The sequence below is a fragment of the Azospirillum sp. NS33 genome (assembly GCF_059703765.1).
The window spans coordinates 33,585-46,361 of the sequence record NZ_BAAKJB010000048.1 but is presented as its reverse complement, the minus strand read 5'-3'; the positions used below and the strand labels follow the sequence as shown (position 1 = coordinate 46,361).

Genomic DNA, 12,777 nt, shown 5'->3' with positions numbered 1-12,777 from the left:
TCAGGGACATGGCCAGATCGGGACGGAACGCGTCGGGACGCGACGACGCGAGCTCACGCCGGATCGTCACCGCCTCCTCGGCGGCCGCGAGCGCGGCCTCCCGACGGCCCACATCGCTGAGAAACTTAGCCAGATTGTTCAGGGACATGGCCAGATCGGGACGGAACGCGTCGGGACGCGACGACGCGAGCTCACGCCGGATCGTCACCGCCTCCTCGGCGGCCGCGAGCGCGGCCTCCCGACGGCCCAAATCACTGAGAAAACTGGCCAGATTGTTCAGGGAACTGGCCAGATCGGGACGGAACGCATCGGGACGCGACAACGCGAGCTCACGCCGGATCGTCACCGCCTCCTCGGCGGCGGCGAGCGCGGCCTCCCGACGGCCCACATCACTCAGGCGATTGGCCAGATTGTTGAGAACGGCGGCAAAGACCCGCCGCGGCCACTCTTCGGCCTCCGCACTGGCGCGCGATCGCCATTGGTCTGCGATGCGCGTCTCGATCTCAGCCAGCCGCCCGCGCAGGATCACCGTGTGCTCCGGCATCTGGTCGGCGATGGCCGTCAGAAGGTCGAGGTCCTCGATGCCGGTCAGCAACCGGTCGAACCACGCCAGCGCCGGGTTGCCTTCCCCGAGCCAGCGCGGCAGCACCATCGCTTCCGGCCGCGCGCGGGGTGGTGACGGCTGCGAGGGACGGGCGAAGTCCTGGATGGTCAGGACGAGGTGTTGGGCGGTGTGGGCGGGGGCTCGGGCGCGGCACCGGTCGATCAATGCCCCCTGGTCGAGGTCCCGGTTGGCGGCCAGCACCAGCAGGCCGAACGTCTCGCCAACGATGTCCGGCTGGACGCCGGTGAACGGTTGGGCGCCCTCGCCGTCGGCGGGCGGCAGGACGTCGCGCAGCGCCGTGGCGACGACCTCCCGGTCGACTCCGCCCTCGCAGCGCAGCGCCGTCCGTTCGGCGTCGATCCATGCCCACAGGTCCTCCCGCCGGACGCCGCGGCACAGGGTGACGCAGGCGACGAGATGGGGGAGCAACCGTTCGTTGACACCCCGTTCCCTGGCCAGCCGGGCCAGCCGGTCGCGCTCCCAGCAGGCCAGTTCCAGGGCGAGGTCGAGCCGGCCCAGGCTCAGCAGCGTCGGCTCCCCGTGGTGGGCGGCGACGAGGCCGGCCATCAGCAGGGCCAGCGGCTCCGCCGCCAGCGCCGGATCGGCAAGGCGCGTGTCGAAATGGGCGTCCTCGCCGGCGGCCGGGGGCGCGATGGCGGGAGCCCCATGGTGGGCGCTCCACTTCGCCATGACCCCGCGCAACAGGGTGCGGCGGTCCTCCACCCCGTTCAGCACGGGCAGCGGCAGCGGGTCCGGCGGATCCAGCAGCTCGTAGAGGCCGTCGTCGCTGCCGGCGAGGCGCTGCACCTCCGCCCACCAGCCTTCGTTGGAGTCGGCGTGGCGCTCCAGCAGCAGCAGGCGCAGGCGGGGCCGCTCCGCCTCCGGCAGGCGGGCGAGGCTGTGCAGCCAGGTGTTGAGGTCGCGGGCATGGCGCGCGGCGTAGTCGACCACCGCCAGCACCGGCGCGTCGACCGGCCACGCGGCGGTGCGCTGCGCCGCGACGAAGGCGGCGAGGTCGTCGCTGGACACGAAGCCGGCCCGCCAGCCCTGCGCCGCCGCGTCGGCGCACAGCTCGATGGCCAGCCGGGTCTTGCCGCTGCCGGCCGGGCCGATCACCGCGCGGGCCAGCACCGGGCGCGGGTCGGCCAGCCACGCGGTGAGATCCGCCCATGCGGCGTCGCGGCCGAGCAGGTCCAGCAGCCGGGTTTCGGGGCGCAGCAGGTCGAGGTCGGAGCGCAGACGTTGCGGCTGGGCGTGCTTGGCCTGGAGGAGGAGGACGACGCCAGCGCAGGTGATGGTGACGCGGTTGCCGTCCCCGGTGATCTGGACGGCGGTGTTGCCCTGGCCGCTTTGGCGGATGTCCTGCATGCCGCGTCACCTCTCCGTCATTGCATAGCCGTATGCCTGGGCGAAGGCTCTTCCAGAAGTGGCCATGACAGGGGAAGGATATCGGATCGCGGGAAGACCGTCGAGGACGGCGGCCTCTTCCGCAGGGCGGCCGCGGTCGGGTTCCGTCGCCCTTCCGGGGAAAGAGGCAGGGCGAGGGGTCGGCGTGGGCCGCGCGTTCGGCCGGTGCACACCCCCCTCACCGGCCCTGCGGGCCACCCTCTCCCCGGAGGGGAGAGGGTTCAAGGGGGGGCGCAGGCGGGTATCCCTGATCGCCTCCCGTCACTCCATGGCCGCCTCGCTCCAGCCGGGGGGCACGCCCTCCATGCTGGGCAGGTGGTGGGCGATGCCCTTGTGGCAGTCGATGCAGGTGCGCTCGCCGGTGAACAGGTACGCCTGGTGGACGCGCGCGGCGCGCGGGCTCTGGCGGGTGATGTCCATGGACTCGTCGCTGTGGCAGTTGCGGCACTCCAGGCTGTCGTTGGCCTTCAGGCGCGCCCACTCGTGCTCGGCCAGCTCGCGGCGCATCGCCAGGAACTCGTCGCGGGTGTCGATGGTGCCGAACAGGTGGCCCCACACCTCCTTCGACGCCTGCATCTTGCGGGCGATCTTGTCGGTCCATTGATGGGGCACGTGGCAGTCCGGGCAGGTGGTCCGCACCCCGGAGCGGTTGGTGTAGTGGATCGTCGTCTTCAGCTCCTCGAAGACATTGTCGCGCATCTCGTGGCAGGACACGCAGAAGGCCTCGGTGTTGGTGGCCTCCAGCGCCGTGTTGAAGCCGCCCCAGAAGACCACCCCGGCGAAGAAGCCGCCCAGGGTGAGCACGCCCAGGCTGAGGTGGCGGGCCGGGCGGGCGATGGTCTGCCAGAACCGGCGGGGGAACGCCCGCCCCCTCATCGCCGCCCCGCCCCGGCCGCGCGGCCGTGCTCGACCAGGGTCTCCAGCTCGACATAGGTGTTGGCGACCGGGGGGTCGACGTCGGCCTGGGGCACGTGGCACTGGGTGCAGAAGTAGCGCCGCGGCGCCAGCGCGCCGAGGGTCTGGCCGGCGCGGTCGACGTAGTGGGTGATGCTCACCATCGGCGCGTCCACGTCGGTGTAGTACTGGCGGGCGTGGCAGGTCAGGCAGCGGTTGGTGCGCAGGTTCAGCTCGTAGCCGGCGATGGCGTGGGGGATCACCGGCGGCTGTTCGGGGTAGTTGCGCTGGATGCGACCGCGCTCGGGCACGCGGTCGGACAGCGGCGGGGCCGCGGGCTCGTCGGTGAAGGTCACCGGCGGGCGGAACGGCGACTCCTCCGGCATCTGGGCCTGGAGCACCGCGGGCACCAGCAGCGCCGGCACCAGCAACGCCAGGGCGGCGAGGGCCGCCAGAGTGGTTTTTCCCATGGCCTGGCCTCCCCTTAGACCGCCTGCACGCGCACGGCGCATTTCTTGAAGTCCGTCTGCTTGGAGATCGGGTCGGTGGCGTCCAGGGTGCACTTGTTGATGAGCTGGCTGCTGTCGAACCATGGCACGAACACCACGCCGCGCGGCGGCCGGTTGCGCCCGCGGGTCTCCACCCGGGTGCGGATCTCGCCACGGCGCGAGCGCACCCGCACCTCCGAGCCGCGGCGCAGCTTGCGCTCGCGCGCGTCGTCGGGGTGCATGAACACCACCGCGTTGGGGAAGGCGCGGTAGAGCTCCGGCACCCGCCCGGTCATCGAGCCGGAGTGCCAGTGCTCCAGCACGCGGCCGGTCACCAGCCACAGGTCGAACTCCGCATCCGGGCTCTCGGCCGGCGGCTCGTAGGGGAACGCGAACACCTTGGCCTTGCCGTCGGGGTTGCCGTAGAATCGCACGTCGCTGCCGGCGGGCACGTACGGGTCGTGGCCCTCGCGGAAGCGCCAGCGCGTCTCCTCCCCCTCCACCACCGGCCAGCGCAGGCCGCGCACCGCGTGGTAGAGGTCGAAGGGGCCGAGGTCGTGGCCGTGGCCGCGCCCGAAGGCCGCGTACTCCTCGAACAGGCCCTTCTGGATGTAGAAGCCGAAATGGTCGGCCTCGTCGTTGGCGTAGCCCTCCTCCCGGTCGGCCAGCGGGAAGCGGTCGACCGCGCCGTTGCGGAACAGCACGTCGAACAGGGTGCGGCCGCGGAACGCCGGGTTGGCGTCCAGCAGTTCGGCCGGCCACACCTCGTCGGTGGTGAAGCGCTTGGCGAACTCCGCCACCTGCCACAGGTCGGAGCGCGACTCCCCCGGGGCGTCGACCAGCTGGTGCCAGAAATGGGTGCGCCGCTCGGCGTTGCCATACGCCCCCTCCTTCTCCACCCACATGGCGACGGGCAGGATCAGGTCGGCGGCCAGCGCCGTCACCGTGGGGTAGGCGTCGGAGACGACGATGAAGTTGTCGGGGTTGCGGTAGCCGGGATAGGTCTCGTGGGCGGTGTTGGGGGCGGCCTGGAGGTTGTTGTTGCACTGCACCCAGAAGCAGTTGAGCTTGCCGTCCTTGAGCATGCGGTCCATCAGGACGGCGTGGTAGCCGGGCGTCTCCGGGATGGTGCCGGGCGGCACCCGCCACGCCGTCTCCACCGTCTTGCGGTGCGCGGGGTTGGTCACCACCATGTCGGCGGGCAGGCGGTGGGCGAAGGTGCCGACCTCGCGCGCCGTGCCGCAGGCCGAGGGCTGGCCGGTCAGCGAGAACGGGCCGGAGCCGGGCGTGGAGATCTTGCCGGTCAGCAGGTGCAGGTTGGTGACCAGGTGGTTGCACCACACGCCGCGCACATGCTGGTTGAAGCCCATGGTCCAGAACGACACGACCTTGCGGTCGGGATCGGCGTACAGCTCGGCCAGCGCCATCAGCCGCTCGCGCGGCACGCCGGTCAGCCCGTGCACGTGGTCCAGGGTGTAGGGGGCGAGCTGGGCCGCGTACGCCTCGAAGTCGATGGGGGTGGAGCCGCCGGCGTCGCGGGCGTGGGTGGCCCGCATCTCCAGCGCGTGCTCGGGCCGCAGGCCGTAGCCGATGTCGGTGTTGCCCTGGTGGAGGGTGCAGTGGCGCTCCAGGAACCCCCGGTCGACGCGGCCGGTCTGGACGATGTGGTTGGCGATGAAGTTGAGGATGGCGAGGTCGGTGCCGGGACGGAACACCATGCCGAGGTCGGCCAGGTCGAAGCTGCGGTGCTCGAAGGTGGAGAGCACGGCGACCTGGACGTGGGGGGCGCTGATGCGGCGGTCCGACACCCGGGTCCACAGGATGGGGTGCATCTCCGCCATGTTGGAGCCCCACAGCACGAAGGCGTCGGCCTCTTCGATGTCGTCGTAGCAGCCCATCGGCTCGTCGATGCCGAAGGTGCGGATGAAGGCGACCGCGGCGGACGCCATGCAGTGGCGGGCGTTGGGATCCAGGTTGTTGGAGCGGAAGCCGCCCTTCATCAGCTTCTGGGCGGCGTAGCCCTCCCAGATCGTCCACTGGCCCGACCCGAACATGCCGACCGCGCTCGGCCCCTTCTCCTTCAGGGTCCGCTTCCACTGCGCGGCCATGACGTCGAACGCCTCGTCCCACGACACCGGCTCGAACGCGCCGTCCTTGGCGTAGACGCCGTTGGTCTTGCGCAGCAGCGGCCGGGTCAGGCGGTCCTCGCCGTACATGATCTTGGACAGGAAATAGCCCTTCACGCAGTTGAGGCCGCGGTTGACCTCGTGCTGCATGTCGCCGTGGGTGGCGACCACCCGGCCCTCCTTGACGCCGACCATGACGCCGCAGCCGGTGCCGCAGAACCGGCAGGGCGCCTTGTTCCAGTCCAGGGCCGCCTCCTCGCCGGCGACCAGGGGCGTCTGGGCCGCCGCCGGGGCGGTCATGCCGGCGGCGGCCATGGCGGTGGCGGCGGCCTTGGATTTGAGGTAGTCGCGGCGGGTCAGCATGGGCACGTCTCCTCCTCGGCGGGGGTGGTGTCGATCTGGTGGAAGACCAGGGTGGCGGCCATGACGTGGTCGAGACGGCCCAGCGCCGTCATGCCGTCGGCCAGGGTGGCGGCGTCGGGTGCCTCCAGCACCACCACCAGGCGGCCGGGCGCCTCGGCGTGGATCTCCGCACCGGGATGGGCGGCGACGCACCGGCGGACCGCCTCCATGCGGTCGGGCAGCGCGTGCACGATCAGGCTGGCGATGTGCCATTCCGGGGCGTCGGCCATGGCGGGTCTCCCTGTTCGGTGCGGGCGGGGTCGGACGCGGTGGGCCGGGCCAGGGTGATGGCGTCGGCCGGACACGGCGCGACACACCCGCCGCAACCGGTGCAGGCGGCGGGGTCGAGGTGCGGCCGGCCGGGCCGGCCGGTGCGCGGGAACGCGATGGCGCGGGGCTCGCAGGCGTCGCGGCAGCTCTGGCAGACCACGCCGTGGCCGGCCAGACAGCCGGGGCCGACCACCGCGACCAGGGTCCACGGGCGGCCGGCGACGGCGGCGAACACCGGCTCCGGGCAGGCCGCGGCGCAGGCGGCGCAGAAGGTGCATCCGCCGCGGCGCGGATCGATCACGGGAAAGCCGCCGTCGCCGCCGGCGATGATCCCTTCCGGACAGGCCGCGGCGCAGGCCCCGCAGCGGGTGCAGCGCTCCGTCACCGCCGCCTCGTCGGTCCACGGCGGGCGCAGGGGCGGCGGTCCGGGCCGCAGGCGGCCGCGCAGCAGGCCGCGGCGGGCGGGGTCCATGGCCGGGGCCATGGTGCGCCTCACACCGGCGGCGGCCCGGGGGGTCCGACGATGATCTGGTACATCCAGACCAGGAATCCGTAACCGCCGACCACGGCGACCGCCACGAAGGGCCAGATCAGCACGGAGAGGAAGAGGAACGCCAGGATCTCGCGGCCCCGGGTCGCCGGCGGGTCGAGGGGCGCGGCGCGGTGGCTGTCGTCGGTCATGGGAGCGTCTCCCGGAGGACGGTGACGGCTGTCTGACCCAAACAATGTGCAGATGGCGCGCGAATGTGCAACCATAAGCGGATTGTGCGTACCGGAAACAGAAAGCGGCGGCCGTCACTCGTCGCCGAAGAGCCCGCTCGCGGCTCCCCGGTGGCAGGCCTCGCAGTTGGCCTTGGAGCGGATGTCGGGGCGTGCCCACACGTCGGCCCGGAAGCGGTGCTCGCGCTGGAACCAGCCCTGCTCGGTGATGCGCAGCAGGCGGCCGTCGCCACCGCCGGCGTGGCCGGTGAGATAGGCGCGGATGGCGGCGGCGGGCTCCGCCGGCAGGCTGGCGTCCTCGCCGAAATGGTCGGACAGGCCGTCCATGATGCGGGTCCAGCTCCCGGCCGGCAGCAGGCCGGGCGGGAAGGCCATGTGGCACTCGCCGCATTCCTTCGCGGTGGCGGCGTGGGTCACCGGCGGCACCCGCTCCGGCCCGGAGGCCAGGGCGGGAGAGCGTGCCGACGCCAGCAGCAGGGCGGCGGCCAGGGCGGCAACCAGGGGGGATGATGCGGTCGGGCGCATGGGGCGGCTCCTCATTGTCCGGCCAGCCAGGTGATGAAATCGCCCTTTTCGCCAGCGGTGCAGGGGCGGCCCAGGACGGCGGGGCAGTCGCGGGAGAAGCGCTTCTCCACGTCGGCGGCGTCGGTGAAGCGGTCCGGGTTGGCCGACACCGCCATGGGCCGGATCGCCCGCCCGGTCCGTTCGTGGCGGCCCTGCGCCCTGGGGTCCGGGGTGTGGCAGGTGGCGCAGGCCGGGGTCTCCGGCTTGCCGCCGGCGTGGGGGCCCAGGTAGAGCGCCCGGCCACGCGCCGCGGCGAAGCCGGCGAAGCCGGGCTCCGCGGCGCGGGCCTGCCCGGCGTAGGCGGCGAGCAGGCGCTCGCGCGGGTCCTCGGCCAGGGCGGGGGACGCCAGGGCGGCGGCCAGGGGGAGGAGGGCAAGAAGCGCGGCGACCGGGGCGGCGCGCCGGGACAGGGCGGTCATGTGGACACTCCTTGGGAACGGGACAGGGAGCGGTGCTTCAGCCCGTGCAGGGCCAGCACCAGGGCGACGTGGGCGATCACCAGCACCGGGGTCGCGTTGGCCAGCGTCTCGTGCAGGCGCTCCAGGGGCACCACCTGGTCGGCGACCGCACCGCTCAGCGCGGCGGCGGACAGGCCGGTCAGCAGCGCCGCCGCCATCCAGGGCAGCAGCGGGCTGCGGGCGCGCCGCGCCGCCGGGTCGCCGGACAGCACGCCGGCCAGCCACGCGCCGACGGGGCGCAGGCGCGGCCGCGGCAGGGCCAGCGGCGCGCCCGCCGGTGCCAGCAGCCCGGCCAGCGCGCGCACCGCCAGCGCCGCCAGCACGGCGTAGCCGGAGAACACGTGCATGCCGTAGGTGTCCTCGTCGCCGCTGAGGTAGGCGACCAGGACGGCGCCGGAGAGCACGGCGTGGAACGCCAGCAGGGACGCCGTCTCGGCCGTGGTGGGCTTGCGGGTGGACATGGGACGGTCCTTCGGTGACGGTCAGGAGAGCCACGCCTGCCAGGAGGCGGCGGCGCCGGCGGTCAGCAGCGCGGCGGCCAGCGTGTGCAGCAGCATGGTGCGGAGCATGGGACACCTCCCTCGGGGGTTGGCCTTGGAACGACGATCGGCACTATGATCGCCACCGCCTGAACGGCGGCTGAGCCGGCCGTTCAGCGTCCGTTCAGGCATCCCCGGCTAGGCTCCCACCATGGTTCCCGCCCGCCCGCCCGCCGTTGCCGTCCTGCTTGCCGCCGCCGCCGTGCTGGCACCGGCGGTGGTGGCGGTGCCGTGCCGGGCCGACGGGGACGGCGACGAGCGGGAGGACCACGAGCGCGCCCGCGCCGCCCTGCGGGCCGGCCGGGTGCTGCCGCTGGAGGCCATCGTCGCCCGCGCCGAGGCGGCCACCGGGGGCACCGTGCTCGACGTCGAGATCGAGGACGGGGACGAGGACGACCGCCCCGGAGGGCGCCGCTGCCCCCGCCACGGCCCCGGGCCGCCGGTCGGAGGCGCCGCCGCCCCGCTGATCTACGAGGTGAAGATGCTGATGCCGGGCGGCCGCATCGTGAAGCTGGTCTACGATGCCGAGACCGGCGACCTGCTGGCCACCCATGGCCGCGGCCATCACAGGAAGTGCAGGTGAGCCATGCGGGTTCTGGTGGTGGAGGACGACGCCGAGCTGGGCGGCCAGCTGGTCCGGCGGCTGGAGCGCGAGGGCTACGCCGTCGACCGCGCCCGCGACGGCGAGGACGGCGGCTTCCTCGGGGCGAGCGAGCCCTACGACGCCATCGTTCTGGACCTCGGCCTGCCCAAGGTGGACGGGCTGACGGTGCTGCGCGGCTGGCGGCGCGACGGCATCACCGTGCCGGTGCTGATCCTCACCGCCCGCGGCGACTGGCACGACAAGGTGGAGGGCATCGACGCCGGCGCCGACGACTACCTCGCCAAGCCCTTCAGCCCGGAGGAGCTGCTGGCCCGCATCCGCGCCGTGATCCGCCGCGCCAAGGGCTTCGCGTCGGCCGAGATCGCCTGCGGGCCGGTGCGCCTCGACACCCGCGCCGGCCGCGTCACCGTCGCCGGCCGCGAGGTGGAGCTGACCGGCTACGAATACCGGGTGCTGTCCTACCTGATGCACCGCAAGGGGCAGGTGGTGTCGCGCGGCGAACTGACCGAGCACGTCTACGCCCAGGACTTCGACCGCGACAGCAACACCATCGAGGTCTTCGTCGGCCGCCTGCGCCGCAAGCTGGGGGCCGCCATCATCCACACCGTGCGCGGCCAGGGCTACCGCTGCGAGGAGCCGTGAGGCCGCCGGGCTCCCTGCGCTTCCGCCTGCTGGCCGGGGCGGCGGTGTGGATCACCCTGGCCCTGACCCTGGCCGGCGGCGTGCTGTCCGACCTGTTCCACGACCACGTGCAGGCCCGCTTCGCCGCCGAACTCGCCACCCACCTGGACCAGCTCGCCGCCGGGCTGGAACCGGGCGGCGACGGCGCCCCCGCCCTGCCCCGGCCGTTGAGCGATCCGCGCTTCCGCCGGCCGCTGTCCGGTCTCTACTGGCAGGTCGAGGGGGCCGGCGGCGGCGTGGCGCTGCGCTCGCGCTCCCTGTGGGACGCCACCCTGACGCTGCCGCCCGACGCCCTGGCCGACGGCGAGCTGCACCGCCACCCGATCGCCGGACCGGGCGGCCAGGCCCTGCTGGCGCTGGAGCGCACCGTGCTGCTGCCCGATGCCGGTGCCCCGGTGCGCCTGGTGGTGGCCGGCGACGAGGCGGAGGCGGCCGCGGCGGAGGCCGCCTTCGACCGCACGCTGGCCCTGTCGCTCGTGGTCCTGGGGGTGGCGCTGATCGGCGCGGCCACCGTCCAGGTGGCGGTCGGCCTGCGGCCGCTGGCCCGGCTGCGGCGCGAGCTGTCGGCCATCCGGGCCGGGCGCCGCCGCCGCCTGTCCGACGACGTGCCGGCGGAGGTCCGGCCGCTGGCCGCCGACCTCAACGCCGTGCTCGACCACGAGGGGGCGGTGGTGGCCCGCGCCCGCCTCCAGGCCGGCAACCTCGCCCACGCGCTCAAGACCGACCTCGCCGTGCTGGCCAACGACGCCCGCGACCTCGCCCCCGCCGGGGTGGAGCGCCTGCTGCGCCAGGTGGAGCGGATGACCCGCGCCATCGACCACCACATGGCCCGCGCCCGCGCCGCCGCCGCCCATGGCGTGCCCGGCGTGCGCACCGAGATCGCCCCCACCCTCGACCGCCTGGCCCGCACCCTGGGCCGCCTGCACGCCGACCGCGACCTCGCCATGGCCATCGACGCCGCCCCCGGCCTCGCCTTCGCCGGCGAGCGCCAGGACCTCGAGGAGATGCTGGGCAACCTGATGGACAACGCCTGCAAATGGGCGCGCGGCCGGGTGCGGGTGCGGGTGCGGGCCGACGGTGACGACCGCCTCGTCCTCGCCGTGGAGGACGACGGCCCCGGGCTGCCGGCGGCGCGCCGGCGTGCGGTGCTCGCCCCCGGCGTGCGCCTCGACGAGGCGGTGCCGGGAACCGGGCTGGGGCTGGCGGTCGTGACCGACCTCGCCGGGCTTTACGGCGGTGCGCTGACCCTGGGGGATTCCTCCATGGGCGGTCTGACGGCGACCCTGACCCTGCCGGCGGCCGTCTCCGGCGCGGCCGCCACGCCGGGACCGCAGGCGGCGTCGAGATAGGCGAGGTACTCGTCGCGCTTGGCGGCGTAGGGGTCGGCCGACGCGGCGGTGACGTCGACGGAGTAGCGCAGCGCCGAGGCCGAGCCGCCCAGGTCGATGATGATGAAGTCGGCCATGGCCAGCGTGGTGGAGATGAAGCTGAGCGCGTAGACCTCGAGCGCCACGGCGCCGGCGAGGGCGGCGGCGTTGAACACGCTGGCGGAGCCGACCAGCGGCAGCACCACGTAGGGCCCGGCCGGCAGGCCGGTGCGGCACAGGGATTCGCCGAAGTCGCGCTCGGTGCGGTGCAGCCCGGCGGCGGCGGCGGCGTCGAACAGCCCGGCGAGGCCGACCGTGGAGTTGACGGCGAAGCGCGCCGCCGAGGTGCCGACGCCGGCCAGGTCGCCGACCAGGGCGTTGTTGAGGATGAACTCGATCTCGGTGAGGTTGGCGTAGGCGTTGCCGAGCCCCGTCACCACCGGTCCCGGCAGCCAGGGTGCGACGGCCGCCACGGTGGGATCGATGACGTGGCGCACCACCGCCGTGTTGACGGCGAACATGGCGCGGTTGAAGGGCTCCAGCGGGTCGGCGGCGTGCGCCTCCGCCGCGCCGGCGAACAGCAGCGCGGCGGCCAGGAGGCTGTTGCGGAGGGGGGCGGTGGTCATGTCTGCGGCTTCGTCTCCCAGGGCAGCATGCGGGCCAGGACGCCGTCCTTGAGGACGTACTGGTGGAGCAGCGCGGCCGCGGCGTGCAGCCCGGCCAGCACCAGGATGGCATTGCCGAGCACCTCGTGCACCTCTTCCAGGGTGTGGCCGAGGTCGCGGTCCTGCGCCAGCAGGGTCGGCAGGGGGAAGGCGCCCCAGGCGACCACCGGCTGCCCCTTGGCCTGGCTCATCAGCACGCCGACCACCGGCAGCGCCAGCATCACGGCGTAGAGCACGAGATGGCCGGCGGCGGCGGCGCGGTGCATCCACGGCGTGATGCGCGGCGACGGCGCCGGCGGCGGGTTGACGGCGCGCCAGACGACGCGCAGCACCAGCAGCGCCAGCAGGGTGACACCCAGGGATTTGTGCAGCGCCATCAACTCCAGACGCTCCGGGCCGCGCGGCAGGTCCTCCGCCAGGGACGGGATCAGCCAGGCGGCGAGGATGACCAGCGCCATCCCCCAGTGCAGGGCCTGGAAGCCCAGGTCGTATCGGTTCTTCTCGGTCACGGGGCAGGACTCCCGACGGGTTGACGATCGCCATTCACCTACGCCGCGCCGGCTGAACCGGCGATGAACGGGAGGGATGCGGCGTCAGGCAGGCGATGGCCCCGGCCAGCCCGGCGGCGAGGAGGCGCCCGGCGACCGCCTCACCCTGCAGGTCGCCGGCGTCGCGGCGGGTCTTGACGACGGCCATGGCGTCGACGTGCAGGGCCAGCACCGCGACCAGTCGCCGGTCGCCGCCCGCCCCCACCGCGGCGGCGGCGGCGAGCTGGTCGGCGATGGCGGCGATGCCGTTGCGCCCGGCGTGGCGGGCCTGCTCGCCGACCCGGCCGGCCAGGCCGCACACCGCGGCCACCGGAAACGGCCGGCGGGCCACGAGCCGGCGCAGCGCCCGCAGCCGCCGTGCCAGCGTGTCGCCGCCACGGCCGGTGCCACGGCCGCGCCGGAGGATCCGCACGTCGGTGAATGGGCCCATGGCCGCCCCC

The 12,777-nt window shown here is 73.9% G+C and carries 16 protein-coding genes and 1 pseudogene; 3 read left to right on the top strand and 14 right to left on the bottom strand.

The window, feature by feature from the left end; all coding sequences use genetic code 11:
* The 11 genes from AC6H2I_RS27935 to AC6H2I_RS27885 all read right to left on the bottom strand — a co-directional run.
* The coding region (locus AC6H2I_RS27935; RefSeq protein WP_497504055.1) for a tetratricopeptide repeat protein at window positions 1-1,972 on the bottom strand (1,972 nt) is incomplete at its 3' end.
* Between the two features lie 300 nt (window positions 1,973-2,272).
* Complete coding sequence (locus AC6H2I_RS27930) at window positions 2,273-2,887, bottom strand: NapC/NirT family cytochrome c (protein ID WP_497504054.1); 615 nt, start codon at window positions 2,885-2,887, stop codon at window positions 2,273-2,275.
* Window positions 2,884-3,375: a nitrate reductase cytochrome c-type subunit gene (locus AC6H2I_RS27925; RefSeq protein WP_497504053.1), complete on the bottom strand. Its 492-nt coding sequence runs from the start codon at window positions 3,373-3,375 to the stop codon at window positions 2,884-2,886. The genes AC6H2I_RS27930 and AC6H2I_RS27925 overlap by 4 nt, the downstream gene beginning before the upstream one ends.
* Window positions 3,376-3,389: 14 nt before the next feature.
* Window positions 3,390-5,882, bottom strand: a complete 2,493-nt coding sequence (gene napA / locus AC6H2I_RS27920) for a nitrate reductase catalytic subunit NapA (RefSeq protein WP_497504052.1) — start codon at window positions 5,880-5,882, stop codon at window positions 3,390-3,392.
* Window positions 5,876-6,151, bottom strand: a complete 276-nt coding sequence (locus AC6H2I_RS27915; RefSeq protein WP_497504051.1) for a chaperone NapD — start codon at window positions 6,149-6,151, stop codon at window positions 5,876-5,878. The genes napA and AC6H2I_RS27915 overlap by 7 nt, the downstream gene beginning before the upstream one ends.
* Window positions 6,115-6,675 (bottom strand): ferredoxin-type protein NapF, encoded by a 561-nt coding sequence (gene napF, locus AC6H2I_RS27910; protein ID WP_497504050.1) that lies wholly within the window; start codon window positions 6,673-6,675, stop codon window positions 6,115-6,117. The genes AC6H2I_RS27915 and napF overlap by 37 nt, the downstream gene beginning before the upstream one ends.
* A gap of 8 nt (window positions 6,676-6,683) precedes the next feature.
* Entirely contained in the window at window positions 6,684-6,872 is a 189-nt protein-coding gene (gene napE, locus AC6H2I_RS27905; protein WP_497504049.1) for a periplasmic nitrate reductase, NapE protein, read from the bottom strand.
* A gap of 114 nt (window positions 6,873-6,986) precedes the next feature.
* Window positions 6,987-7,436: a cytochrome C gene (locus tag AC6H2I_RS27900; protein WP_497504048.1), complete on the bottom strand. Its 450-nt coding sequence runs from the start codon at window positions 7,434-7,436 to the stop codon at window positions 6,987-6,989.
* 11 nt (window positions 7,437-7,447) lie between these two features.
* Window positions 7,448-7,894: a DUF1924 domain-containing protein gene (locus AC6H2I_RS27895; RefSeq protein ID WP_497504047.1), complete on the bottom strand. Its 447-nt coding sequence runs from the start codon at window positions 7,892-7,894 to the stop codon at window positions 7,448-7,450.
* Window positions 7,891-8,394 (bottom strand): hypothetical protein, encoded by a 504-nt coding sequence (locus tag AC6H2I_RS27890; RefSeq protein WP_497504046.1) that lies wholly within the window; start codon window positions 8,392-8,394, stop codon window positions 7,891-7,893. Before AC6H2I_RS27890 ends, AC6H2I_RS27895 begins: the two co-directional genes overlap by 4 nt.
* A 21-nt stretch (window positions 8,395-8,415) precedes the next feature.
* Window positions 8,416-8,604 carry a hypothetical protein gene (locus AC6H2I_RS27885; protein WP_497504044.1) on the bottom strand — a complete coding sequence of 63 codons (189 nt, stop codon included), beginning with the start codon at window positions 8,602-8,604 and terminating at the stop codon, window positions 8,416-8,418.
* Between the two features lie 19 nt (window positions 8,605-8,623).
* Between AC6H2I_RS27885 and AC6H2I_RS27880 the strand changes: the two genes are divergently transcribed.
* Genes AC6H2I_RS27880 through AC6H2I_RS27870 form a run of 3 tightly spaced genes read left to right on the top strand, consistent with a single transcriptional unit; the run spans window position 8,624 to window position 11,106 of the window.
* Window positions 8,624-9,055 carry a PepSY domain-containing protein gene (locus AC6H2I_RS27880; RefSeq protein ID WP_497504043.1) on the top strand — a complete coding sequence of 144 codons (432 nt, stop codon included), beginning with the start codon at window positions 8,624-8,626 and terminating at the stop codon, window positions 9,053-9,055.
* Between the two features lie 3 nt (window positions 9,056-9,058).
* Window positions 9,059-9,718, top strand: coding sequence for a response regulator transcription factor (locus AC6H2I_RS27875; RefSeq protein ID WP_497504042.1), 660 nt, complete (start codon window positions 9,059-9,061; stop codon window positions 9,716-9,718).
* Complete coding sequence (locus AC6H2I_RS27870; RefSeq protein ID WP_497504041.1) at window positions 9,715-11,106, top strand: ATP-binding protein; 1,392 nt, start codon at window positions 9,715-9,717, stop codon at window positions 11,104-11,106. The genes AC6H2I_RS27875 and AC6H2I_RS27870 overlap by 4 nt, the downstream gene beginning before the upstream one ends.
* A gap of 56 nt (window positions 11,107-11,162) precedes the next feature.
* On the opposite strand, the pseudogene AC6H2I_RS27865 reads toward AC6H2I_RS27870, so the two are convergent.
* From AC6H2I_RS27865 to AC6H2I_RS27855, 3 genes and pseudogenes are all read right to left on the bottom strand, one after another.
* A pseudogene (locus tag AC6H2I_RS27865) lies at window positions 11,163-11,645 on the bottom strand (MlaA family lipoprotein); the annotation flags it as partial.
* A 101-nt stretch (window positions 11,646-11,746) separates the two neighbouring features.
* A complete protein-coding gene (locus tag AC6H2I_RS27860) occupies window positions 11,747-12,298 on the bottom strand; it encodes a cytochrome b (protein WP_497504040.1) in 552 nt (183 codons plus the stop codon).
* 34 nt (window positions 12,299-12,332) lie between these two features.
* Window positions 12,333-12,767: a hypothetical protein gene (locus AC6H2I_RS27855; protein WP_497504039.1), complete on the bottom strand. Its 435-nt coding sequence runs from the start codon at window positions 12,765-12,767 to the stop codon at window positions 12,333-12,335.
* Window positions 12,768-12,777 lie beyond the last annotated feature (10 nt).